Source organism: Mucilaginibacter sp. KACC 22773 (assembly GCF_028736215.1).
In the GTDB taxonomy this organism is placed as follows: Bacteria; Bacteroidota; Bacteroidia; order Sphingobacteriales; family Sphingobacteriaceae; genus Mucilaginibacter.
This window is the reverse complement of record NZ_CP117883.1, coordinates 1,079,173-1,104,106: the sequence shown is the minus strand read 5'-3', so window position 1 is coordinate 1,104,106 and position 24,934 is coordinate 1,079,173. Positions and strand designations below refer to the sequence as shown.

The 24,934-nt window shown below is 45.0% G+C and carries 25 protein-coding genes; 13 read left to right on the top strand and 12 right to left on the bottom strand.

From position 1 onward, the window contains the following. Nucleotides 1-14: 14 nt before the first annotated feature. Both PQ469_RS04875 and PQ469_RS04870 read right to left on the bottom strand, forming a co-directional pair. The gene (locus PQ469_RS04875) at nucleotides 15-911 is read right to left on the bottom strand and encodes a slipin family protein (RefSeq protein ID WP_090643773.1); all 897 of its coding nucleotides are present in this window, start codon (nucleotides 909-911) and stop codon (nucleotides 15-17) included. A gap of 1 nt (nucleotide 912) precedes the next feature. Beyond that, nucleotides 913-1,278 carry a GntR family transcriptional regulator gene (locus PQ469_RS04870; protein WP_090643767.1) on the bottom strand — a complete coding sequence of 122 codons (366 nt, stop codon included), beginning with the start codon at nucleotides 1,276-1,278 and terminating at the stop codon, nucleotides 913-915. A 278-nt stretch (nucleotides 1,279-1,556) separates the two neighbouring features. Here PQ469_RS04870 and PQ469_RS04865 point away from each other — a divergent pair, with 278 nt between their 5' ends. After that, nucleotides 1,557-2,840, top strand: a complete 1,284-nt coding sequence (locus PQ469_RS04865) for an acetyl-CoA hydrolase/transferase family protein (RefSeq protein ID WP_274211931.1) — start codon at nucleotides 1,557-1,559, stop codon at nucleotides 2,838-2,840. A gap of 203 nt (nucleotides 2,841-3,043) precedes the next feature. On the opposite strand, the gene PQ469_RS04860 is transcribed toward PQ469_RS04865, so the two are convergent. Next, on the bottom strand, nucleotides 3,044-3,484 hold the full coding sequence (locus tag PQ469_RS04860; protein WP_090643760.1) for a hypothetical protein: 441 nt from the start codon (nucleotides 3,482-3,484) through the stop codon (nucleotides 3,044-3,046). A gap of 225 nt (nucleotides 3,485-3,709) precedes the next feature. Between PQ469_RS04860 and PQ469_RS04855 the strand changes: the two genes are divergently transcribed. The 9 genes from PQ469_RS04855 to PQ469_RS04815 all read left to right on the top strand — a co-directional run bounded on the left by PQ469_RS04855 (nucleotide 3,710) and on the right by PQ469_RS04815 (nucleotide 13,726). Continuing rightward, nucleotides 3,710-5,545: a PQQ-dependent sugar dehydrogenase gene (locus PQ469_RS04855; protein WP_274211930.1), complete on the top strand. Its 1,836-nt coding sequence runs from the start codon at nucleotides 3,710-3,712 to the stop codon at nucleotides 5,543-5,545. Continuing rightward, nucleotides 5,535-5,981, top strand: a complete 447-nt coding sequence (locus tag PQ469_RS04850; protein WP_274211929.1) for a c-type cytochrome — start codon at nucleotides 5,535-5,537, stop codon at nucleotides 5,979-5,981. The genes PQ469_RS04855 and PQ469_RS04850 overlap by 11 nt, the downstream gene beginning before the upstream one ends. A 47-nt stretch (nucleotides 5,982-6,028) precedes the next feature. Further along, a complete protein-coding gene (locus PQ469_RS04845; protein ID WP_274211928.1) occupies nucleotides 6,029-6,490 on the top strand; it encodes a RidA family protein in 462 nt (153 codons plus the stop codon). 10 nt (nucleotides 6,491-6,500) lie between these two features. Beyond that, entirely contained in the window at nucleotides 6,501-7,706 is a 1,206-nt protein-coding gene (locus tag PQ469_RS04840; protein ID WP_274211927.1) for an aminotransferase class V-fold PLP-dependent enzyme, read from the top strand. Nucleotides 7,707-7,788: 82 nt separating this feature from the next. Beyond that, nucleotides 7,789-9,081: an amidohydrolase/deacetylase family metallohydrolase gene (locus PQ469_RS04835; protein ID WP_274211926.1), complete on the top strand. Its 1,293-nt coding sequence runs from the start codon at nucleotides 7,789-7,791 to the stop codon at nucleotides 9,079-9,081. A gap of 28 nt (nucleotides 9,082-9,109) precedes the next feature. Continuing rightward, nucleotides 9,110-10,039, top strand: a complete 930-nt coding sequence (locus PQ469_RS04830; protein WP_274211925.1) for an RraA family protein — start codon at nucleotides 9,110-9,112, stop codon at nucleotides 10,037-10,039. Between the two features lie 134 nt (nucleotides 10,040-10,173). Continuing rightward, nucleotides 10,174-11,265, top strand: a complete 1,092-nt coding sequence (locus tag PQ469_RS04825) for a bile acid:sodium symporter family protein (RefSeq protein WP_274211924.1) — start codon at nucleotides 10,174-10,176, stop codon at nucleotides 11,263-11,265. A 263-nt stretch (nucleotides 11,266-11,528) separates the two neighbouring features. Further along, nucleotides 11,529-12,293: a type I methionyl aminopeptidase gene (gene map / locus PQ469_RS04820; protein ID WP_274211923.1), complete on the top strand. Its 765-nt coding sequence runs from the start codon at nucleotides 11,529-11,531 to the stop codon at nucleotides 12,291-12,293. A gap of 137 nt (nucleotides 12,294-12,430) precedes the next feature. Next, nucleotides 12,431-13,726 (top strand): NRAMP family divalent metal transporter, encoded by a 1,296-nt coding sequence (locus tag PQ469_RS04815; protein WP_274211922.1) that lies wholly within the window; start codon nucleotides 12,431-12,433, stop codon nucleotides 13,724-13,726. Between the two features lie 16 nt (nucleotides 13,727-13,742). Here PQ469_RS04815 and PQ469_RS04810 read toward each other — a convergent pair whose 3' ends face one another. From PQ469_RS04810 to PQ469_RS04795, 4 genes are read right to left on the bottom strand one after another with little or no spacing between them, the layout of a single operon-like run. Next, nucleotides 13,743-14,396: a response regulator transcription factor gene (locus PQ469_RS04810; RefSeq protein WP_090643685.1), complete on the bottom strand. Its 654-nt coding sequence runs from the start codon at nucleotides 14,394-14,396 to the stop codon at nucleotides 13,743-13,745. 59 nt (nucleotides 14,397-14,455) lie between these two features. Continuing rightward, complete coding sequence (locus tag PQ469_RS04805; RefSeq protein WP_274211921.1) at nucleotides 14,456-15,265, bottom strand: sensor histidine kinase; 810 nt, start codon at nucleotides 15,263-15,265, stop codon at nucleotides 14,456-14,458. After that, nucleotides 15,249-15,914, bottom strand: coding sequence for a hypothetical protein (locus PQ469_RS04800; RefSeq protein ID WP_274211920.1), 666 nt, complete (start codon nucleotides 15,912-15,914; stop codon nucleotides 15,249-15,251). Before PQ469_RS04800 ends, PQ469_RS04805 begins: the two co-directional genes overlap by 17 nt. A 14-nt stretch (nucleotides 15,915-15,928) precedes the next feature. Next, the gene (locus PQ469_RS04795; protein WP_274211919.1) at nucleotides 15,929-16,486 is read right to left on the bottom strand and encodes a hypothetical protein; all 558 of its coding nucleotides are present in this window, start codon (nucleotides 16,484-16,486) and stop codon (nucleotides 15,929-15,931) included. Nucleotides 16,487-16,826: 340 nt separating this feature from the next. On the opposite strand from PQ469_RS04795, the gene PQ469_RS04790 reads away from it, so the two are divergent. Beyond that, nucleotides 16,827-17,378, top strand: a complete 552-nt coding sequence (locus PQ469_RS04790) for an inclusion body family protein (protein ID WP_274211918.1) — start codon at nucleotides 16,827-16,829, stop codon at nucleotides 17,376-17,378. A 199-nt stretch (nucleotides 17,379-17,577) separates the two neighbouring features. On the opposite strand, the gene PQ469_RS04785 is transcribed toward PQ469_RS04790, so the two are convergent. Continuing rightward, a complete protein-coding gene (locus PQ469_RS04785; RefSeq protein WP_274211917.1) occupies nucleotides 17,578-17,937 on the bottom strand; it encodes a hypothetical protein in 360 nt (119 codons plus the stop codon). Further along, on the bottom strand, nucleotides 17,934-18,575 hold the full coding sequence (locus tag PQ469_RS04780; protein WP_274211916.1) for a TNT domain-containing protein: 642 nt from the start codon (nucleotides 18,573-18,575) through the stop codon (nucleotides 17,934-17,936). The genes PQ469_RS04785 and PQ469_RS04780 overlap by 4 nt, the downstream gene beginning before the upstream one ends. 223 nt (nucleotides 18,576-18,798) lie before the next feature. Here PQ469_RS04780 and PQ469_RS04775 point away from each other — a divergent pair, with 223 nt between their 5' ends. Beyond that, nucleotides 18,799-19,368, top strand: a complete 570-nt coding sequence (locus PQ469_RS04775) for a C40 family peptidase (RefSeq protein WP_274211915.1) — start codon at nucleotides 18,799-18,801, stop codon at nucleotides 19,366-19,368. 140 nt (nucleotides 19,369-19,508) lie between these two features. Further along, the gene (locus PQ469_RS04770; RefSeq protein WP_274211914.1) at nucleotides 19,509-20,294 is read left to right on the top strand and encodes a hypothetical protein; all 786 of its coding nucleotides are present in this window, start codon (nucleotides 19,509-19,511) and stop codon (nucleotides 20,292-20,294) included. 170 nt (nucleotides 20,295-20,464) lie between these two features. On the opposite strand, the gene PQ469_RS04765 is transcribed toward PQ469_RS04770, so the two are convergent. The 3 genes from PQ469_RS04765 to PQ469_RS04755 form a co-directional block, all read right to left on the bottom strand. After that, entirely contained in the window at nucleotides 20,465-21,109 is a 645-nt protein-coding gene (locus PQ469_RS04765; RefSeq protein ID WP_274211913.1) for an START domain-containing protein, read from the bottom strand. A gap of 190 nt (nucleotides 21,110-21,299) precedes the next feature. Further along, on the bottom strand, nucleotides 21,300-21,944 hold the full coding sequence (locus PQ469_RS04760; protein WP_274211912.1) for an START domain-containing protein: 645 nt from the start codon (nucleotides 21,942-21,944) through the stop codon (nucleotides 21,300-21,302). Between the two features lie 140 nt (nucleotides 21,945-22,084). Further along, nucleotides 22,085-24,772, bottom strand: a complete 2,688-nt coding sequence (locus PQ469_RS04755; protein WP_274211911.1) for an alpha-L-rhamnosidase — start codon at nucleotides 24,770-24,772, stop codon at nucleotides 22,085-22,087. Between the last annotated feature and the right edge of the window lie 162 nt (nucleotides 24,773-24,934).

The window sequence follows — 24,934 nt, the reverse complement described above, 5'->3', positions numbered from 1 at the left end:
GGTTTTATGCAAGTTCACACGTCCTGCTTGGGTTCGTTTGATTTTGCCAGGGAGATTAACCCGCCCATAGCGCCCAGGTTCATGGAATCCAATGCCGAGCTTGGCACTATCACCATCGATCCTTTTTCTTTCAGGCCCTCAAACAACATATTCATCCCCCTAAGGTGTAAGGCCACCGGATTATTGATATATTGTTCACTTGCCACCGCAAATTTTTCGGCAATTTCCACCTCGGCGGTGCCCAGTATTACCCTTGCACGGCGTTCTCTTTCGGCCTGGGCTTCCTTGCTCATGGCATCGGCTAATAATTGAGGGATAACAATATCTTTAATACCCACATTCTGGCAGGTTATGCCCCAGGGGTTGGTATGCTCGTCCAGTATTCTTTGCAGTAAATCCGTCACCTTATCGCGTTCCTGCAACAGCTCGGCCAATTCATGTTTACCTATTACATCCCTTAATCCGGTTTGCGCTATGTAGGCAATAGCCACCTCATAATCCTGCACTTCAAGCGCGGCCTTTTCAACATCCCAAACAGTCCAGTACACTACGGCATCAACATTTACCGGCACGGTATCTTTGGTAAGCGTTTGCTCGGCTTTAAACTCGGTAACCCTAACCCGCTGATCGATATAATTATCTATTTTGTCAACCAGCGGTATGGTAAAAAATAAGCCCGGGCCGCGTAGCCCGGTATATTTACCCATGCGTAAAACAATAGCTTTCTCCCACTGATCGGCTATATGCACCGAGTTGGCCAAAAACAGCGAAGCTATAAGCAACAGCCCCAGGGTTAAAGCGTTAATGCATTCCAAATAATACAAACCAATAACGCCTCCTGTTAACACAACAAATATCACGGCTGCAATCGGGTTAACGCCCAGCTTGGTATTCTTTTTACTACTTATCATATTATTGTTTTTTAAGTTGATTAATAATGTCGTCTGTCGAAAAACCATAGCTGAATGCAATGGACGAAAATTCGTTACAGATCTCTTTTAATTTGGCGCTTCGCTCCTTTTCGGTTATCTGGATCCTGATTTCGCTTATAAATGTGCCTGTCCCCTGCTGTGTTTCTAAAATATCCTGAATTTCCAGCTCTTTGTAGGCTTTGGCCACCGTATTCAGGTTTACTTTTAAATCCACAGCCAACGAACGCACAGTGGGTAATTGTTCGCCTGTTTTCAGGTTTCCCGCAGCTATGCCAAAGGTGATCTGGTCAATTATTTGCCGGTAAAACGGGGTACCCGTTTTAGGGTCTAATTTAAATTTAATCATGTTAAAATACTATTGTACTATACATATAGTACAAACATACAACAAGTTTCTTATTTTCAAAATATTAATTTTTTGAAGATTGAAGATGGTACTGCAAGCACGGACCGCAGGCAACGCCATTTTTAAAAGTCAAAAGTCAAAAAAATGTCGGGCCTGTGTTGGCATTCGCCGCCTGCTCCCCCCTTAAATTGACTTTGGCATGAATAAGATAATTCTGAATCCATCGGCCTAAGGGCATATCTTTGAAAAAGCCACCGGATAGCAGTCCGCATAACCATATGATTGAAATACAATACACTACCGCGCAGGAAGCATTAAAAATAGTTAAACCCGGCAACCGGGTATTTATACATGGAAGCGCTGCCACACCTGTATGCCTGGTTGAAGCCTTACAGGACAGGCATCATGAATTAAATAATGTGGAGCTGGTGAGTATAACCACCCTTGGCCAGGTAAATTTTGATAAGCCGGAGCACAGGAAAAGTTTTTTCTTCAACTCATTATTTGTTTCGGCTGCTACCAGGAATGTAGCTAACAGCCAAAATGGCGATTATGTGCCCATTTTCCTGAGCCAGATTCCGCAGCTGTTCCGCAAAAACATCCTCCCTATTGATGTTGCCCTGGTACAGGTTTCGCCGCCCGATGCGCATGGTTACTGCTCGCTGGGCACTTCGGTAGATGTTGCGCGTGCTGCTGTTGATACCGCCAAATATGTGATTGCCCAGGTTAACCCGCTGATGCCCCGAACACACGGTGAAGGGTTTATTCACGTGAGCAGGTTTTATGCGATGGTTTTGCAAAACAGCCAACTCCCGGAGATAAATTACGACTTCCAGACCTCGCCGGTGATTGAGAAAATTGGCTACCATGTAGCATCAATGATTGAAAACGGTGCAACCCTGCAATTGGGCATAGGCGCAATACCCGACCAGGTACTTAAAAACCTGACCACGCACCAAAACCTTGGCCTGCATACCGAGATGTTTTCGGACGGTATTATCCCCCTGATTGAGCAGGGCGTTATCAACAACAGCCAGAAGAAATTGAACCCCGGCCGCTCGGTAACCGCTTTTATGGCAGGCACCAGGAAGTTATATGATTTTGTACACGATAACCCTGCCATCCGGGTGATGGATATCAGTTATGTTAATGATACCAGCATCATTCGCCAAAACCCAAAAGTAGCCGCTATTAACAGCGCCATTGAGATTGACCTCACCGGCCAGGTATGTTCAGATTCGATAGGTACGTACCAGTTTTCGGGCATTGGCGGGCAAATGGATTTTATCCGGGGCGCCTCGCTGTCAGACGGTGGTTTGCCAATCATCGCTTTGCCCTCACAAACCAATAAAGGCATCAGCCGCATTGTTCCGTTCCTGAAAGAAGGAGCCGGCGTAGTAACCACCCGCGGCCATGTGCACTGGGTAGTTACCGAGTACGGAACGGTTAACCTGTTCGGCAAAAATTTAAAGCAACGTGCGCAGGCCCTTATTCAACTGGCCCACCCCAATCACCGGGAATCCCTGGAAAGGGCTTATCACCAACGATTCGGGCAGGCCTAAGCCGGGGTGGTCCTGCGGCAACAGCCCTGCGCTGTTCGGAGACTTCGAATGATTATGTCTATAGTCTCTGACTATAGTGATGAATTTAATAAGTTTTTGTACGTATTAAATGCTACCAGACCGCACGAAACTATCTGGTAGTCTGTAGACTACGTGCATAGCAGATCGAAGTCATAGACTTCGATCTGCAGGGGTAGATAAAATTACTTTCTTATCATAGTTTCAATCACCACATACCTAAGGCCACTGACGTCGGAAGTTTCGAATCTAAGTGTGAAGGAGTTTTTGTTGATCATTTTAATTTCGGCAGTACCTTCGTCAGGCGAACCATGGCGGCCCTGGATACCTACCCAGTAATAATATTTCCCCGAGTCGTATTTAATAGTGTATTCGCCGGAAGACGTTACGTCACCTTCGGTATAGTCTACTGTTCCATCGGTTTTAAATTCAAATTCATAAGCATATGCTTCAAGCGGATCTTCCCTGGAGAGCTTACCATCCTTGTAGCTTTGATACACCAGGCTTGGAACTGTCCATTTGCCGACAATGCTTCCGGCTGTTATTTCTGTTCCGGGTTTTGTATCTTTTTTGCAGCCGGCAAAAACAAATACAATACAGATAAGGGTAGTGATCAAGGCTTTCATAACAGGTTTATAATCACGTAAAAATATAATTTTTCTACAAAAAGCCACTATGAAATAAGCTGCAAGCAATAATTCGATATCAAAGCCCTCGTGTTTAACTAAAAAACGGGCAGCGCAAAAATATTTCGGCCTTCCGGAGGGATAAACTGCCGGTAGTCATGTGTAATAAGAAATGTATAACCGGGTACCCCAGCCTGGCATTGTATATAAAAAATTATTGTTTGCATGAATAATACTAAAGGCACAAGGAGGGCTTCGGCTGCTGCTTCGCGTTATTTTGGTTCGCGTTTATTGATGTTTACCTGTGCGGCAGCTTTGTTTGTATTTATGGGATTTGGGTGGATGGCCACCGATACCAAACTCCCTGTGGCTGATGCAGATGATAATGGCGGGCTGTTTTTGCCGGCTGGTTTCGGCGCGTTTGTTGTTGCCGATAGTTTAAAGGGCCAGGCCAGGCACATCGCTGTTAACGCAAACGGCGATATTTATGTAAAAGCCCGCGACCATTATGCCAACGATGGATACGGTAACGTAGCCCTGCGCGATACCAACGGCGACGGCCGCGCCGATGTGATAACCCCTTTTGGCAAATACGATGGCCAAACTTACGGTACGGCCATGCGTGTTCATAACGGCTACCTGTACTTCAGTTCGGAACTGATGGTTTACCGGATGAAGCTTAAACGCGGGCAACTGGTGCCCGATAGTAAACTGGATACCATTGTTATCGATAATCCGCCTTATCATGAGCATCAAACCAAGCCCATTGCCTTTGATAATAAGGGCCATATTTTTGTGGGATGGGGGGCAGGGTCAAATGCCGGGCAGGTTAACAACCGGCAGCCGGGTTCGCCGGGCGTTGGTAGTCCGGGTTCGCCGGATAATGGTAACCCCTGGTTAAAAGATCATGGCGGCATCTGGATGTTTGATGCCAATAAAACCAACCAGCACCAGTCCGATGGTGTAAAATATGCCACCGGTCTAAGAAGCATTGTCGCCCTGGATTGGGATGTCAAAAGTAAATCGTTATATACCATTAACCATGGCCGCGACGATTTCAGGCTGCTATGGCCCGATTTGTACACGCCCTGGGAAAGCGCGGTGCAGCCCGCCGAAGAGTTTTTTAAAGTACAGCAAGGCCTCGATGGCGGCTGGCCCTACTATTACTATGATCCTATAAAAAACAAAAAACTGCTTAACCCCGAGTTTGGCGGCGATAAAATTAAAGTGGGCGACGGCGCTAAACTAACCCAGCCGCTTATTGGCTTCCCCGCACACTTTGCACCCAACGATTTATTGTTTTACAAAGGAAAGCAGTTTCCTGATCATTACAAAAACGGCGCGTTCATCGCTTTTCATGGCGCTACAGATAGGGCGCCTTATCCGCAGGCGGGCTATATTATTGTATTTGTTCCGTTTAAAGATGGCAGGCCTTCGGGACCATGGGAGGTTTTTGCCGATGGCTTTGCGAGGGTTGATCCTATTGTAAACGTAAGCAATGCCGTATACCGCCCCATGGGCCTGGCCGAAGGGCCGGATGGCTCATTATATGTAAGCGATACCGAAAAAGGACGGATCTGGCGTATTATATACACCGGCGATAAAAAAACCTTCGGCCCGGCACAGCTTGCCGCCATGGAAACACGAAAACAAACGGCATCCAACATTAAAACTCCGGATGAGATTAAAGATAACCTGTTTAAAGATGTGGCCGCCACGTCTGTTGTATACAGCACCTATTGCGTGGCCTGTCATCAAAACGATGGTAAAGGCGATGGAAAGCGTTTCCCCCCGCTGGTACAATCCGAATGGGTAAATTATAATAAAAACCGGTTAATTAAAGTGATACTTAACGGGTTAAAGGGCCCGGTAAAGGTAAAAGGGCTATCGTACAACGAAGTAATGCCCGCGCACGGCAGTTTTTTATCTGATAAACAGGTAGCCGAAGTGCTCACCTACATCAAATCCAATTTTAACAACATCCCCGAAATTGTAACACCGGCCGACGTAAGCGCCGTGCGAAAAATGGCGGATAAACAAATACAACAACATGAAGATTAATAAATTAATAACAGGCATTTTCTGCGTTGTTTTAACCATTCTGTGCTGCCAGGCCGGGGCGCAGGTAAGAAAAAAAACTGCCCTAAAAAAGAAAGCCGCCGCGCCCGCTGTAATATCAAAACCACCCTTTGCCACCGCCCCCGAAATTGAGGCCGGTAAAACACTTATTTCCAAATCCGATTGCCTGGCATGTCATAAAGTTGAAGAGAAACTGGTGGGGCCTGCCTATGTAGCCATCGCCGGCAAATATCCGCAGGACCAGGCTTCTGTGGCTATGCTTTCGCAAAAAATAATAAGTGGCGGCAGCGGTACCTGGGGCCCGGTACCTATGGCGCCACACCCGGCGGTAAGCGCCGATGAGGCTAATAAAATGGTGAAATATATCCTTACGCTGAGTGCCCCAAATACCACGGCACCCACAAATAAATCGCGCTAACAAAACTAAAACAACATATACACCACATCACACAAAATAAAAACGACATGGAAAAAAGAAGATCTGTTTTAAAAAGGATACTGGCCTCGGCAGTAGGCATATCCGTATTCGGCATAAGCAAAGACGCCATTGCCGCGCCCGCCGATGAAAAGGTAGCTAACAATGTAACATCTTATCAGGATGTGCCATTGTTTTCCGGCTCGACCAAACTGGGCAACATGGTTTTTATAGCCGGAAAAGGCGCCCACATTGAACCATTCGAAATTAAGGCGCACACCGAGATTGTACTTAAAGAGCTGGAAAAAGAACTGATAAAAGCCGGCTCATCGATGGAAAAAGTACTCAAGGTAACGGTGTTCCTGAATGATATTGCCGACTACCAGGGCATGAACGAGGTTTACAAAGGCCGCTTTGGCAAAAATCCGCCGGTACGCACTACCGTTGCAGTAGCTAAGGGTGGTGTGCCCGGAAACTCGCTGGTCGAGATGGATTGTATCGCTTACATATAATAATCAAAAAATGAAACGCAGAGACATACTTAAGGGCCTTACACTGTTACCGCTAACGGGCAGCCTGGTAAGCAAAGCCGCCGTTACGCTCCCCTCCTCCCCGGCCAAAAAGCCGGTGCGCGATTTGTTTAAAGAGCTTGGTGTTACACCGGTAATTAACGCTTCGGTAACGATGACGTTTTTATCCGGTTCGCTGATGCTGCCGGAAGTGTTGGAGGCCATTAATTCAACATCGCACGATTTTGCCAACATGTACGAGTTGCAGGATAAAGTTGGGGCAAAAATTGCCGAAATGCTGCATGTCGAGTCGGCCATGGTAACATCGGGAGCGGCATGCGCCATATTGCTGGGTACAGCGGCTGCCATAACCGGTACCGATCATGAAAAAATAAAGCTGCTGCCCAACCTGCCGGGGCCGCGGCCCGAGGTAATTATGCAGAAAACGCACCGATACCTGTTTGACCAGGCCGTAACCACTACCGGCGCCAAAATTATTGAGGTTGAGGGCCCGGACGAAATGGAAAAAGCCTTTAATGATAAAACGGTAATGGCCCTGTTTTTTAACGCCGCCGAAAAAAGCAGTATTACGCATGCCGATTTTGTGGCTATTGCCAAACGGCACAGCATACCAACCTTTTTGGATGCCGCGGCAGACGTGCCGCCGGTTGAAAACCTGTTTAAGTTTCAGAAAATCGGTTTCGACCTGGTGACCTTCTCGGGCGGTAAAATGATACGCGGGCCGCAAAGCGCGGGCTTGCTTTTTGGCCGTAAAGACCTTATTACCGCCGCCCGCCTTAACCACAGCCCTAATGAGGCGCCTATTGGCCGGCCTATGAAAGTAAACAAGGAAGAGATGTTTGGCATGTACGCCGCGCTGAAGGCCTACCTGGAACGGGACCATAAAAAAGAATGGGAAGACTGGATGCAGCGCACCAAATATATCGGCGCGCAACTGGAAAGCCTGCACAGTGTTAAAACCGAAACGGTGGTTGACCCCGGCCCGGCTAACGCCTACCCAAGTCTTAACGTAACCTGGGATAGCAGCAAAATTAAAATTACGCCTGGGCAGGTAGTAACGGCTTTAAAAAACGGCACGCCAAGCATAGTAGCCAACAGCCACGGCGATAGCCTTACTATCGGTGTGGTGCTTTTGCGGCCAGACCAGGTTGATATTGTAGCCGGGAAAGTAAAAACCATTTTACAGCAAGCTGTCTGATAACGTGCCGTTCAATATTATCCATCTGCCTTTTAAAAATTACAACCTGCAATCTTTATTATGATTTAAATATTAACCCAAAATGCAAAAAACCTACTTCTTATTATTGGTGCTGTTAAGCGTATTAAGCACGGCGGTAATGGCACAGTCGTACGATATTGTGATTAAGGATGGCCACGTGATTGATCCTAAAAATGATATCGACGCCATCATGGATATTGCTATCATCAACAATAAAATAGTGCTGATATCCAAAAATATCGACGCCAAACAGGCAGCAGATGTAATTGAGGCCAAAGGCATGTATGTAGTGCCCGGATTGATTGACATCCATACCCATAATTTTGGCGGTACCCAGCCCGATCATCAATACGAAAACGGGAACCTGGGCCTGGCGCCAGATGGATTTACTTTCAGGAATGGTGTAACTACGGTTGTTGATGCAGGCAGCTCGGGCTGGCGAACATTTTCGACCTTTAAAACGCAAACTATTGATAATTCCAGGACCCGCGTACTGGCGTTTTTAAACATTGTTGGCGAAGGCATGCGCGGCGATTACGAGCAGGACCTGAATGATATGGATCCGCGGATGACCGCTCTGGTTGCCCGGAGATATAAAGATATTATTGTAGGCATCAAACTGGCCCACTACGAAGGTCATGACTGGACACCTACCGACCGCGCAGTAGAGGCCGGTACGGCTGCAAAGGGAATACCCGTAATGATTGATTTTGGCGGCAGCACCCCGCCGTTACCCATTGAAGAGTTATTTTTGAAACACCTTAGGCCAGGCGACATTTTTACCCATTGTTTCGGTCAGTTTAATGACCGCGAACCCATTGTTGACCTGGCGACTAAAAAAGTAAAACCTTTTGTATACGAGGCCCGGAAACGGGGTATTGCTTTTGACGTAGGCTACGGCAATATCAGCTTTGCTTATTCACAGGCACTGCCCGCCGCCAAAGAGGGATTTTTCCCAAGCTCCATCAGCACCGATTTGCACGTAGGTAGTATGAATGATGCCATGAAGGATATGCTTACCTGCATGACCAAATTTTTGGCCATGGGCATGCCCCTGCACGATGTGATAGAGGCCTGCACATCAAACCCGGCGAAGGAGATAAAACACGAGGAGTTGGGAAATTTGTCGGTAGGCTCGGGTGCCGATGTAGCTATTTTAAGTATTGTCGAAGGTAAATTCGGTTTGTTTGATTATACGGGTTACAAGGTAGAGGCCAGCAAAAAATTTGTGTGCGAACTCACCATCAGGGCGGGTAAAATAGTTTATGACCTTAACGGGATAGCATCGCCCATATATCAGCCTAAAATTAATACCAAAAACCCGCAAACCGTTTTAATAACCGAAAATCATTAATTAATATTATCCTGTTTTAATAAAAGTTATGAGATACTATAAACTTTTAATCCTGGGGCTTTTTGCCGGCATAGGCTGGTACAGCAACGCCCGGGCGCAAACCATTTCAAAAGACGAACTGGTATTTTTTACGTCGGAGTGGAAAGGCGAGCGCTTTGCCGATGGCAGGCCTAAAATTCCGGATGATATTATAGAGCGGGCAAAAAAAATAGGCATTGAAGAAGCCTGGACGGTATTAAAAAACGAAGGCTATAATAACCAGTTTGAAGGTGGGTGGAAACTGGTTAACGATACCCTGCCTGTTGTTGGCCGCGCCGTTACGGCCATGTTTATGCCAAGCCGCCCCGATATTGAAAAAAGTATTAAAGAGCGGGGCCTTAAACAAGGCCGAAAAGGAAACACCAATGCCTGGCCGATAGAAACTTTAACCAAAGGCGATGTGTATGTTGCCGATGGTTTTGGTAAAGTTAAAGGAGGTACGCTTATTGGCGATAACCTGGGCAACTCCATTTTCAGCAAATCGGGCAACGGTGTTATTTTTGATGGATCGGCGCGCGACCTGCAGGGGCTTAAAGAAATACATGGCTTTAATGCTTTTGTACGCGACTTTGATCCATCGTACCTGGAAGAAATGGTACTAATGGGGCTTAACACGCCCATACGCATAGGCCGCGCGGTAGTGCTGCCCGGCGATTTGGTTATATCCGAAAAAGAAGGCGTACTATTTATACCGGCACATTTGGCCGAAAAAGTGGTGGCTACTGCCGAATTCATCGCCCTGCGCGACGAGTTTGGACATGCCATGCTTAAATCGGGCAGGTTTGCCACCGGCGAAATTGACAGCCAGTGGACCAGCCAGGTGAAAGACGCATTTATGAAATGGCTTGATCAAAATCCCGGCAAAATGAAAATGACCAGGGCGCAATTAGATGCCTTTATGGAAAAGCGCACCTGGTAACCAAATTATAACCTAATGTCAAGTTAGCAGTACTAAGTCTTAAGTCAAAAGTTAGATTTAATCTTTTTAACTTAAGCCCTTGGGGTAAAGACTATCCGTCGTTACACGATTAACATAACACTAAATTTAAATAGTTGAAAAATATCGTTATTTACAAACTCATTGCGGGTATTGCCGTGCTTTGCGCGCTTTCCGCAGCCTGGCAAATTTACCGGGAAGGCATTGCCCATGCCGGCCCGTTTATTATCGCGTTCTTTATCATGCTATCTATAGCATGCCGCGGATGGGAGCTATTAAAGGGCTTCACCTTTACGATTATCATTTTCGCTGCTGTTACTGCGGCATTATACTATCCTCAATACTTTATTGAAGTAAAAGGGTTTAAGCTATCAGGCCTTATTACACCGCTGCTGCAGCTTATTATGTTCGGGATGGGCACATCTATGGGCATTAAAGATTTTGCCGGGGTTATTAAAATGCCCAAAGGCGTATTTATAGGTGTTGGCAGTCATTTTTTAATTATGCCGCTGCTGGGCTTCACGCTGGCCAAATTAAGCGGCTTTCCGCCAGAGATTGCCGCAGGCTTAATCCTCGTGGGGTGTTCGCCAAACGGTACGGCCTCCAATGTTATCTCGTACCTGGCAAAGGCCAACCTGGCGTTGTCTGTTACCATAACCGCGGTATCAACCATGCTGGCGCCGTTTTTTACGCCACTGTTGATGAAACTGCTTGGCGGCGCGTTTATTAAAATAGATACACTTGGCATGATGTGGGATATAACAAAAATTGTTGTTTTACCCATCGCCGCCGGTATTCTTTTTAATAAATACCTGCTTAAACGTGCCGCATGGCTGGAAACACTCATGCCAATAATATCCATGTTTGGTATCGCTTTTATTATCGTAATTATTACCGCCGCCGGCCGAAACAGTTTATTAAATATTGGCGCTATGCTGGTGCTGCTGGTGCTTATTCACAATTTATTGGGCTATACACTGGGTTACTGGGCTGGCCGGTTATTTAAAATGCCCGAACGCGATTGCCGCACCATGGCCATAGAAGTAGGCATGCAAAATGCCGGCCTTGCTTCCGGGCTGGCAAAAGCGATGGGAAAAATCGCGACGGTAGGCCTGGCCCCCGCGGTATTTGGTCCGCTGATGAACGTCACCGGGTCATTGTTGGCCAATTACTGGCATCGTAAACCGCTGGAGAAGAGTATTAAGTAGCGGGTATCAAGATTTTTTAAAGACGGAATCAATTGGGAGTGGGATGCCGGAGTGGATTTGGTATCCCACACCCTCTCCAGTTTCGCCCACGTTGAAATTCCCTACCGCTCTTTGTTGTGTGTTATCACCAACAAATATCGGCATGCAAAAAACTTTAATATTACATAACGCCGTCTTCCCTTCGACTATCCTTGACTCGTTAGTGACAGCATCAACCCCTTCCTTCCTGTAAAACCCCTATATTTGAGCAAAAAAAGAATACCATGTCAATCACATCTGAGGAAGAACTATTTGGGATGAAACAAGTGAGCAATGCCGTTGCCGAAACGTTAAAGCAGATGCGAGAGCATGCGGTACCGGGTATGTCGACTAAGGAGCTGGATGAGTTTGGGGGTAATATCCTGAATCAAATGGGGGCTAAATCGGCACCAAAGCTAACCTATGGTTTTCCGGGGTGGACCTGCATCAGTGTGAACAACGAGGTGGCGCATGGTATTCCAACCGAGACCAGGATTTTGAATGAGGGCGACCTGATCAATATCGATGTGTCTGCCGAGCTAAACGGTTTCTGGGCCGATAATGGCGGCTCGTTTATACTTGGCCGCGATTTAAACCGACTGCAACCGCTGGTTGATGTTTCTAAACAGATTTTAAAAAAGGCAATCAGTGAGATTAAAGGAGGTGTAAAAATTGCTGATATCGGCAAGCTCATTGAAACGCAGGCCAAACAAGTTGGTTATAAAGTGATCAAGAACCTTGCCGGGCACGGTGTAGGGCGAAGTTTACATGAAGAACCTCATGATATACTGAACTGTTATGACAGGTACAACACCGCACGGTTCAAAAAAAATTCGATTGTAGCCATTGAAACTTTTATTGCCACGCACTCCAGCTATGCAGATCAGCAGGAAGATGGCTGGACGTTAACAGGAAACCGTGGCGGATATGTAGCCCAGCATGAGCACACTATTATGGTAACTAACGGCATGCCCATCATTCTTACCGCAGCAAACGATATTTGGGCGTAACCGGGTTCCATTCAGGATGCGGGACGAAATTAGCGGCCATACCATCGATGATCCCATGGTTAAACTGTTCCGGATGAAAAAATTTCAATCTTTATATCGTACCTTATTGCTCTTATTCATTTCAACGTCTACCAGGTATGTCTGTCAACCCCAAACCCCAATTTCGTAAGCGGAAAATTCTGAAATGGCTAAGCCTGCTTGGGCCGGGCTTAACTACCGGCGCGGCAGACGACGACCCGTCGGGCATAGCAACCTATTCGCAAACGGGCGCTCAATTTGGCTATGGCCAGTTGTGGACGGCCCTTTATATGCTGCCCTTTATGACCGCCGTTCAGGAGGCCTGCGCACGTATTGGGCTGGTTACCGGCAAAGGCATAGCTGCTGTGGTGAAGGAACATTACAGTCGTAAGGTATTATACACAGTTGTAGGGCTGGTAGTGGTAGCCAATACCATTAACATTGGCGCCGATATTGGCGCCATGGCCGCTGCCGCCCAGTTGCTGATACCTATACCTTTTATCATACTGACGCTGTTATTTACTACGGGCATTCTACTACTGGAAATTTTTACCACTTACAAGCTATATTCCAGAATATTGAAATGGCTGGCGCTTACGCTGCTGGCCTATCCTATAACGGTATTTATTGTTCATCAGCCCTGGGCAACGGTGCTGCGGGCAAGCCTTGTGCCGCATTTTGAATTTAGCTTTGCTTTTTTGTTTATCATCACCGGGGTATTCGGAACTACCATTACACCTTACATGTTTTTTTGGGAGGCCTCGCAGGAGGTTGAGGAAGAACAAGCCAAGGGGCTGGTGCGCAACGGCAAACCCAGGATTGGCTGGCCGCACATTCATGCCATGCGTAAAGATAATACCTTCGGTATGATCGTTTCAGAGTTCACCACCTGGTGCATTTTGCTGGTGGCGGCTACGGTTTTACACAACAGCGGCGTAACTGATATTAAAAACGCGGCCGATGCGGCAAAAGCGCTGGAACCTCTGGTACATTCATTTCCGCATGCCGGGTTCCTTGCCAAGCTGATTTTTTCCATAGGCATCATCGGCCTTGGTCTGCTGGCTGTGCCGGTTTTATCAGGCTCGGCCGCCTACGCTGTAGCCGAGGCTTTTGATTGGAGTGCCAGCCTGAACCTGAAATTCCGCAAAGCTTATGGGTTTTATGGCGTAATTACCGTTGCTACACTGGTGGGCCTGGCTATAAATTTTGTGGGGATAGACCCGGTAAAGGCCCTGGTATATACCGCGGTGATAAATGGCGTGGCAGCTGTTCCTTTACTGTTCCTCATCGTGAACATAGCGGCCAGTGAAAAAATTATGGGCGTGTATAAAAGCGGCTGGTTATCTAAAACCCTGTTATGGTCAACATTTGTGATTATGGGTGCTGCCGCAGTGGCGTTATTTTTCACATTATAGTTCGGTAAAAGCACATTTATATTATCCCGTTTTTTACCGCAAACATTACCAGGCCGGCGGTATTCCGAACGCCCACTTTTTCAATCAGCCTTATCCTGATCCCCTCTATAGAGCGCGGGCTGAGGAAAAGTTGTTTGCCCATTTCGGTAGCTGTTTTTTCTTCACATATCAGTTTTAAAACTTCCTGCTCACGTTCGGTAAATTCAATATTTTGATTAAACGATGGCTTCAGGTTACCCTTTATCACTAATTTTTTCAGGAGGGCCTTGCTTACTATATCATTAAAATAGTAGCCATTTTCATGTACGGCATAAATTGCCTTACCAATTTCGTCTGAGTCGGCATTTTTTAATAAGTATCCGTTTGCGCCAATCTCCATTAAATGGATAATAAATTTATCGTCATCGTACATGGTTACCACCAAAATTTTAACCGATCCAAATCTTTTTTTAATCAGTTTGGTGGCTTCTATGCCATCCATTACCGGCATTTTTAAATCCATAATAATAACATCCGGCAATTCTTTTTCCATCCCTTCTATTAAATCCTGGCCGTTGCTGGCTTCCATTGTTACTTCAAAATCGTTATGCTGGGCCAGGCCAACTTTTAAACCGTCTCTGAATATAGTATAGTCGTCTGCTATCGCTATTTTTATTTTATCGGGCTTCATAGTTTGTACTCATTAGATGGTGTATCGGATAAAAATATTTGCCAATGTTGCTTATTGCTTCAGGGATTAAAGTTGTCTTTTACATATATATCAATACAATACCCCCCGGCCACCTGCGAAAACGAGAGCTGGCCCTTTATCAAAATTATACGGCTTTGTATGTTCTTTAAGCCAAGTCCATTTTTTTTAAAGCGTAACTCTTCATACTGCTTCTGGGTTAGCCCGTTACCATCGTGAAAAATGGTTAGCCTTAACGCGTGGTTTTCATAAACCGAGCTGATATGCAGTTTTTTGGCGTTGGCGTATTTAATGATGTTATTTACAAGCTCCTGAAATATCCTGTAAATACTGATATCATTTTCGGTTGTTGGCGCTGTATAGGATTCGGCCAATGCAGTTGTAACCTGTATAATATTGCTGTTATGGATTACCTTTTCGGCAAAGTGCTGGATTGCGGTATTCAGGCCCAATTCTTTCAATATCCCCGAGTGAAGGTTATGTGAGATATCCCTTACCTGTTTAATGGCTTCGTCCAGTAACTCTTTGGCTTTTTCATAAAGTTCGTTGTTTTTTTCGTCGAAAACGTTAATTTTTATCCCCTGGAAATGCAGTTTTGACGACGATAATATTGCCCCAACCTCGTCATGCAAATCCTCGGCAATCCGGTGCCGTACCACTTCCTCGCTGCGCACGGCTGCTTCAATTAATTGGTTTTGCTGATTTTCGCGTAAACGTTGAATGTTTTTTTGGTATTGAAATTTCTTTCGCTGAAAAAATATAAAAATCAATAAAACGCTCGCAAACAGAAAAAGCATCACTGCTATCCCCATAAACAAAAAAAGCTTTATCTCTTTATAATTCTGACTCATAAAAGGCTTTTGCTATAAATGCACAAAAAATAATAAAGGTGATATTATGGATATTCCATAAGCTTACCGCAAAATTTTGCAGGTGTATAGCGAGTTTGTTATACAGCAGGAATATGAAAAAATTTACAGTTACATAAATCCCCAGGCCGGTAACAATCCATAAATCGGGCTGTTTTTTACTTATTTCCTCGTCATCGTTTATCCTGAATAAATAATATTGAATACAGTAAAACAACAACAGCGCGGCCTCAACCGATAACAGCAGGCTGCTAAAATGCCAATAGTCAAAAAAATGTTGATAAATGCTGAAATTTACAATTACAAACCCTGCAAAAACAAGCTGAATAACCTTTTTTGTTGCGGTAAGAAACGGTTGCTTAAGCCGGATAAAATAAGAACTGAACAACCCAAACCTTACTATGGAATGGATATTATACAGATAATTATTCGATTGAAATTGAACGGGTAGTTTTGTCCTGAATTTCCAGGTTAGGTCGATAGCTATATTTAGTATCAGTGCTATCCAAACATATATTACCACAGGCTTATTAAAGGCCGGTTGTTTTTTGCGGATGTAAAGAAAAGTCAAAGGTATGAGCAATGCCCAAACCTCCGACCAATCGAGAACGTTTTTAAGAATATTTTGCACAGCCTTTATATGTTTTATTGCATAGTGGCCGGCGGCGAAGGGTTTGAATTTACATCGCCGGTGCCGCATTTTAAAACAACCTCTCCTTTTATAATTTGAACCTGGTACACTACATGCTGATTGGACGGCAGTATTATTGGGGTTAAAAGAAGATAGTCAAAGTCCCGTTTTTTTCCGCCGGAATCTTTTAACATATCGAGGATGGTTTTTTTGGAGATATAGGAGTTGCCCAAGATGGCCTTACCGCTTAGCGTGGTTAAACTATCTTTTGCCAATGATAATGTATCGGGGCTGGCAGCATTTAAGTAATTCCCGGCCGTATCAATAATGTACGAGATAAGCTGATAAGGCCGCTTTTCACTATCAGCAGCCGGTGTGTAAAATTGAAAAACGAAGTTATTGGTCTTGGCCGAATCGAGCCAATGGGTAACCTGCCCCGAAGTATATTTTAACGAAGCAAATTTAATGCCCCCGCCTGCCGGCGGCTTACAGGCTGTTACAAATAAAAATACAAAAAAAATAAGTACATAGTGGAGCAATCTGGTAAAATTGCCAAAGGGTTGTTGTTGCATAATAAATTGATTTACAAGGTTTGCGATGCGTAGCTTAATAGTTAATGGCTTTAAAGGCTGGTCAAATTAACTAAGGTTAAGTTAAGTATATTGTTTTAATAATTAATATAATAATATACATTTTTTTCGCAAACGCCCATTTTCTGCGTATAAATACTTATTTATTTTTTTCGGTATTTCTACTCTTCCCTAATTTCCGGTTCAGAGCAATATTTGTATCGCAATAAGGGCATATGATACCGGTTAAGAAGCTTCGGTCATACGCCCTCCTGAGCAGGAGTTAACTCGAAAATCCTTTTAAAGAGTAGAGACCATTATTTAACTTTTAAATTTACTACTTATGGCAATTTCACCAGCAAGCGATTCCAATGAAATCGTTTATATCCAAATAGTTATCGATACCGAAGCTATTATAGCCGATAACCCTACACCAAGTACCAATGCAGATAGCCCAACCGGCCTGGCGCATAATTATATGTACATGGTAGCCACCAGGGGCAATGTATTTACCCCACAATCTGAAGGTACGGCAGACCTTAACGTAAAAGCCGTTACCGGCGATGTTGTTCGCTGGTACGCGGTATCTGAAAATGGCAATTTTGACACCGCCGTAGCCATTTACAAAATTGCAAGATATGACAGCAGCGATGATGTATTCAGCGCAGTTGACTTTAATGTATTTAACAGGACAGGTATCCTGCCAACCGACAGAACCACATTCCCGATTACATTTTCGTTACAGAGTTACTGGTTCAACAGTGCAACCATCCTTAAAACCGGAACAGAAAATTACAGTATCAGTTTTGCACTTTACCGCCACACGAGGGACCAGGCAGAGCCGGTATTATTCGGCTACTTTTGGTGGGATCCAACGCTTACCATTCAGTTTTAAATCAAGGCGCCGCAAAAGGCTGCATAGTTAACAACTTTAGTGGCTTACACTACAAATTATCTCTCCTTTTGTAAGCCTTGTGCAGTTTAACCGCAAATAGCCGACTTGTGATTTGTTATCCAAAACACAAGTTGGCTATTTTACAAAGGTATCAAGTCGCAAGTATCAGGATTTTTTTAGATCTGCCTTAGGTGCATAGCTAAGCTATTGTCCAAAAGCCTTCCAGGTAAAGCATATAACGGGCCGGTTGAAATTCGCCGTAGGCAAAAACAATTATAGTATTACCTTTTTTGTTGTAATACAGCCTAAGGTTATTGCTACCCTTATATAAATTCAGGAAACCGCCATCGCTAACAAATGCCCCGGTTTTTACAATGAATTCAAAGTCGGCGCTGCTGATAACTCCTCGCAGGTCTTCAAGTGTATTATTGGCAAAGTCATCCAGTTTTATGGTTATGCCCAAGGCGGTTTCACGGCTCAAATCGAATGATTTGTGCAGTATCTCCTGTTCGGGGCCATCAAATATGAGTGACTTTGCCTTTTTATAGTTGATTATCATTTGGGGCTTTCTTTATCTTTTTGCTCGGCAATATACCCGCCTTTTTTCAAATCGTTGATATTATATGGTAATTCAAACTGGATACCTAAACCGGGCTTATTAAACCAGGGGATGATCTGTCCTTTTTTAACACCGGCAATGGGTTTTACAATTTTATAAACCCTGTAAGGCGATTGTAAGGTTTTATCGGGCAAAGCGCGTTGCGGAAACGGCACACCTACAAATGATACAAAGGTGCCCTTGTCCTGGAAAACACTGTCGGCATCGTAGTAACCGCCATAGCGGTCAACCAACAAGCCGGCCTGCAGGGTAATCATTTTTAACGACAGGGCGCCACGGTTTGGGGGCCAGCCACCATTAAGGTTGCTTGTGCTAAAAAATTGCTCTAATTCGGCCCATTTTTCGTGCTTCCAAAGTTGCCAGGCAGTTTTGGCAAGTTGCTTTTTGGTACTGTCGGCAAAATCGGCAACGGAGGCAACAAAAACACTGTACGAAACACCCCGTACAAGGCTGTCATTTTTTTGATGTTCTCTTCCTGAACCAACTGTGTGTTTGTGTGTGTTTTTGGTGTGCCCCGTTTGCGCATCCACAACAAAAGGCAACAGTACTGCCAACAGCAGTATTCTTATTGTTTTCATAGGACAAGATATTTGGTTTATTAATTAGCTAAAGTTAATATATGTAAATACTTTATCAATGTAAACCGGCATATTTATTTTCAATAATATGTTGGGATAATTAAAAATATCAAAGCAATGCACTTTGTTAGAACGCTCAAAAAAACCTGATACTTGCCATCGACTTTTTGACATCAACTACTGATTGCCCAAAACAATTGTACGGCATTCATGTATACTGTACATGCATGCCATTCCTTTGTATCTACTTATCTTATTGACCTTTAGCGGCTGCCAGGGCTGCAGTCACGAGGCGGTAGTAATTAACGGGCAAACGTTACTGCGTGGCGATACCCTGCCGCCGCCGGCTCCGGATAGCGCGGAATTTGTGACCAGGATAAACACAGCAGGCATAAACCCCGATAGCCTGGTTGCATTTGCTCAAAGCCTGCGGGGTATCCCCTATCTATACGCATCTACCGATCCGGCGCAGGGATTTGATTGTTCGGGATTTATAACTTATGTGTTTAACCATTTTAAGATAGCAGTGCCCCGCCGGTCGATGGATTTTGATCATGTACACAACGAGGTTCCGCTAAGCCAGGCTAAAACCGGCGATCTTGTGCTGTTTACCGGTACCGACAGCACCGACCATGTACCGGGCCACATGGGCATTTTAATTGTAAAGCCCGGCCAACCTGTGGTGTTTATCCATTCCACCTCGGGCAAGGCTAAAGGTGTTACCGAAACCCCTTTCAGCCCGTATTACGATAGCAGATATCTGAAAACAATAAGGGTATTTGAAGGAGAGTAGCAAGTAGTAAGTATCAGGTAACAAGACTTTATTTGCATGAAGATATGATAGGCTGAAAATATTTTAAATTCCGATTAATTTTTTTACTTCGCAAGAACTATTCATGCAAAAACAACGTTTGTATTGAAAATACTGAAACTATGAAAAAGATATTTACTAATACAGTACGGCTATCGTTAGTTGTCATTGGCCTTACCCCTACTCTGGCGAAGGCTCAAAACGCCGATACCGTTAAAACTAAAAACCGGATGCACAGCGGCTGGCATAAAGATATGACCGGCGGCCTTGAATTGCAAGCCGAGTACCGTAAAAACAACGTACGCGATATTAATGCTTATTTGGTGCCAAAAGGCTTCCCCTTGCTGACCAACAACAGCACATGGTTTAACCTATCAATGACCAGGATGTACAATAACCGCTTTATTACAACACTGGGTATTGGCGGTACAGCGCCCGAGTCGGTAACGGCTAACGATGTAAAGGTGTCGGTTTTCAGAGGGCAAATCCAGGTTGGGGCAGGTTACAACCTATCAACCAACACGGCCTACCGTTTTTATCCAACTGTGGGCCTTAATTTCCAAAACTCGTTCCTTAAAGTGAAGGATAATGGCAATATTAACAGCACTACCGATTTTGGGCAGGAGATTACCCAAAGTTCATCAAGCAAAACGCTTAACCAGCATACATTTGGCATCGAACTTGGAGGTGGATTTGATTACGTGATACACCTTAAATCAAAACAAATGGATTGTGTAACTGTCGACCGCACCATCCCGATAGGCATCCGTGCAGGCTACTACATCGCCGCCAACAATAGCGACTGGAAGGTGGATGGCCACAAACTTACGACCGGCCCCGACAGCAAACCCAACGGCGTGTTTTTAACCCTGGTACTGGGTTTGGGTTATGGGGTACATAAAAATTAAAAGAAGAGTCAAGAGTTAAGAGTCAAGACAGAAATGGTCAGGTCGGAATTATCAAGATTTTTTTAATCAGCAAAACCGTAACTACAGGCATTCGACAATCTTACAAAGCTTACTTATTGTTTCCAAGAATCACAAATCATCTGAAATTTGCACATCTGAAATCTGCATATTTAATCTATTATATAAGCCAGCTTTGCATTTTTGTAGGCTGGCTTTTGTAATTGCAGCTTTAGCTTTTTAAAGCTTTCTATGGGGCCCTGCGTTACAAACATATTTACCAGCCAGGAGGGGATATTGCCTCCGGGATCGGCATGAAGGGTGTACTCAATTTTCACCTTGCCATCACCGGTTGGGGTTATAATCCATTTTCCGGTTGATTCTTCTATCCGTACGGTATTGGGCTTTCGGGGCACCATATCGGCAATGCAGGGTGCATCAACGGTGATTACCTTGGTAACCGGATCCTGCGTAACTTTTATGTGGGCAATAAAATCGCGGTTGTGCACCGGCCAGGGCACATTCACCAACGAGTAATAATATAATTCGGACGGTGACACCTGTTTGATAACATAGCTTGAAGCGGTATGGTACACCCAGCCGTCGCCATTGCTGATATCCATTAAAACCGCCACCAATTGCGACGGGGTTGCGTCAAGACTGCACTCCACTTTAATTGCTTTAACTTTTGAGGAAGCTATATTGCGGGTATAAACTTTAATACCGTCGTCGTTTTTATCAAGGGTCCAGCTACCGTCGGGGTTTGCAAAGGCAAAATTCACAACCAACAGGAGTAGCAAGGTTAATTTTTTTTTCATGTTGTTACGGGTTACAGGATCCGTTACATCAAAACTATAAGGCTTATTTATTTTACCTGTCAGTACAAGGTCATTTGCCTTAGGGTTAATATAAATGTGAAATTGCGATGGCAATTCGCTTGGGCACAGCCGGTGTAAAAGGATAGAACAATCGAATATCTTAAACTCCCCCTTTAGGGGACTGGGGGCCTTACTCAGTTATGTAAGGTACTTTTACGTTTTTGTAGGCGGGTTTTTGTAGTTGCAATTTTAGTTTTTGAAAACTTTCGGTTGGGCCTTTGGTGGCAAACATATTGCTTAGCCAAGCAGGGATACTACCACCAGGATCGGCATGCAGGGTGTACAATACTTTCACTTTATCTTTACCAACAGGCGTAAGTACCCATTTGCCTTTTGAATCGGCCACGCGCACCACACCGGCCTTCCGGGGTACCATATCAGGAATGCAGGGTGCATCAACAGTAATGACTTTGGTAACCGCGTCCTGCGATACTTTAATGTGGGCTATAAAATCGCGGTTACTCACCGGCCAGGGAACTTCTACCATCGAATAGTAATATAACTCCGATGGCGATACCTGTTTTATAATATAGTTTGATGAAGTATGGTAAAGCCAGTCTTCACTATTTTTTACATCCATCAAAACGGCAACCAGCCGCGATGCCGGAACATCAAAATGACACTCTACTTTAATGGCGTTTATTTTTGAGTTGGGTACTTTGCGGGTATATATATTTACGCCGTCGTTACTGTGTTTTAACACCCAGCCCTCATCGTTTTGTGCAAATGCTGTATTTACAATCAGCAGGATTATTAATGTTAATTTGTAGTACATGGTAGCTAACCGGGTTGCAGGTCCCCGATGTAACAAAGCTATATACAAAACAGGCCGGTTGTGTTACCGGCCTGTCAGTTTAACGTCATTTAGGTTAACACTGGTTCATTAAAACGAGTGCGATAAGCAAAAACTCCCCTTTAGGGGGCCGGGGGGCTTATTTTAAACTCATAGTTGCCCGCCACTGCTTTATATTCCCTCCCAATTAATTTACCTGATAAGGTAACTTTAGCTACAGGGAAAGTGATACTTGCCGTTGAATTTGCAGGTATAATTACCTTATAAGTAACACTGCTCCCCTCCCGTTTCCATGACGATAAAATTTTGCCGTAGGGGCCAGCATGCGTGGCTGTAAACTCATTTAAACCGGGCACAAAATGCGGTGCCAGGATCACATTTTTAAATCCGGGCTCATTTGCATCCGGCTGAATGCCTGCAATGCCTTTGTACAACCAGGCGCCGATTTCGCCAAACATAATATGGTTGAGGGAGATATCAGATTTGGCATCAATCTGCCAATTTTCGTACAGCGTTGTGGCGCCGTTCACCATCCACCATCCCCAGGAAGGGAAGGTTTCCTGCGATGCTATCCTGTACGCTACATCGGGGTAACCATTGTCGCTCAGGGCGCTTAAAATGGCTTTGGCACCAAGAATACCCACATCCAGGTGGTAATTATCGGCAGCAACGCGGGCAGCCAGGTTAGCAGCCACCTTGCTTTTCATGTTATCGGGTACCACACCCCAAAATAACGGAACACTCAGCTCGGTTTGAAAACCCTGACCGTAAATGCCGGTTTGCATATTAAGGTATTTGGCATTGATGGCGTTTTTTATTTTCGTAGCCAGGCCCGTATATTTTACAAAGTCGGCTTGTTTACCCAAAATATGGGCTGCTTTGGCCAATATCGTTGCATCTTTATAATAATAAACCGATGAGGTAAGCTCGACCGGCGAAACAGATTTCACCGGCACCCAGTCGCCAAGGCCCCAGCTGGTAAGGCCGGTTGGGTAAAGCTCATCTATGTGGTTCACATATTTTTCGATGCTGGTATAGCTATCGGCCAGCAGTTTGCTATCGCCATAAAACAAATAGATATTCCAGGGGATGATGGCAATGGTGCTTGTCCAATCGGGGCCGTTACCCCACTCATAGCCCCAGCCGCCGGTAGGGATAATGGATGGTAATACGCCGTTGGGCTGTTGCTCGTCGCGGTGGTCGGCCAGCCATTTTTCGTAAATGGTGATGGCATCAAAATTATACAGTCCTGTTTCGCTGGCTATGTGGGCATCGCCTGTCCAGCCGTTTTTTTCGCGTTGCGGGCAATCTGTTGGGTAGCCAAACAGGTTACTCAGGTAGCTGTGGTTGGTGGCGCTCCAAATTTGGTTAATAGTTTGGTTTGATGAGCTTACCTCGCCTATCGGCTGTACATCGCTGTGCATAAAGTAAGCCTTTAAACTTTCTTTGGTCAGCTGGATGGGCTTGCTGCTGCTTACCTCTACATACTGAAATCCCTTATAGTTAAACTTAGGCATAAAGGTTTCTTCGCCTTTGCCGCCCAGGATAAAAATATCGGTCTGGAAAGGGTCTTTATCATCGGTTGGGCGGTAATGCAGATCGATATTGGATTGATCTACGTGGCCGTTTTTGTTCAGCCGTTCAGCGTGTTTCAGTCGGATCACAGTGCCCGAATCACCTTTAACGGTAATCTGGCTTACGCCGGATATATTGCGGCCAATATCAAACACCCATAGGTTATTATCAATTTTAGTAACGGTTTTGGTGGCTATCTCCTCTACATTGCGAATAGGCTGCAGGCTTTGGGCCACAATATTTGCTGATGGGGCCGAGCGGTTGATAACGTTTTTCCATGCCGAGTCGATAAAATCGGGGGTATTCCATCCGGGCTGCTCCTTGCGGGCATCATAATGTTCGGCGGTATAAATACTGTTGAATACTACGGGGCTCAGTGATGTTTTCCACCGGGTATCAGATGATATCGTTTCGGTAGTGCCGTCGGTATAAGTCACCCTTAAATCCATGCAAAAAGCTGGCCTTCCGCGCCACGGCGCCTGGTGAAAAAACCATACAGCTGTGCTTTGGTGGTTGTACCAGCCGTTGCCCAATAATACGCCTACCGCGTTTTTACCATTTTGCAGGTTGGCGGTTACGTCATAGGCAACATAAAGTGTGCGCCTGTCAAACCGGGTATACATCGGGTCGAGCCTGTGGTTGCCAATTTTTTTACCATTAATGTAAAGCTCATACAAACCGGCTACCGCGATATACGCCCTTGCCGCCCTGACAGTTTTACCCACTTTAAAGGTGTTACGAAAATAGGGTGCGGGGTTAACAGATATACCTTTATTATCGCTTATCCACGATCCTTTCCAGTTTCGCATTTCCATCATGCCGGTTTCAAAGCTTGTAATTGCCGATGCGTTTAATTTTTTACCGGCCTTATCCCATACAATAACCTTCCAAAAATATTTGGTAAATGGCTGCAGGGCCTTGCCGTTGTAGGTAACCAGGCTGGCAGCCGAAACTACCCTGGCAGTTGTCCAGCTATCACCCCTGCCTGTGGCAACGGCCGCCGAATCGGCACCTACAAACAGTTGATATGCGGTTTGGGCTGCGCCCTGCCGCGCATCGGCCATTTGCCAGGTTAAACGCGGATGTTTGGTATCGATACCTATCGGAGCAACCAGGTATTCGCACTTCAGGCCCGTAGTTGCAGGCGTTTGTGCAAAAGCAACTGCCGAAATTTTAAACAAACAAATAAACAATAAAGCGGTGTAAAGCGCAGGTTTGCGTAAACATTGTTTCATCTTAAAAAGGAATATCCGGGTTTATAATAGTAGTAAAAGCTTTTAGCAAAATCATGGGTACGGTATACCCAAAGTACTCTTTCAGCATAACACCCGCAATGTAAAACGATATTTTTATTTAGGTGTCCTGCACAGTCTTGAACAACCCTTAGAAAAATAAAT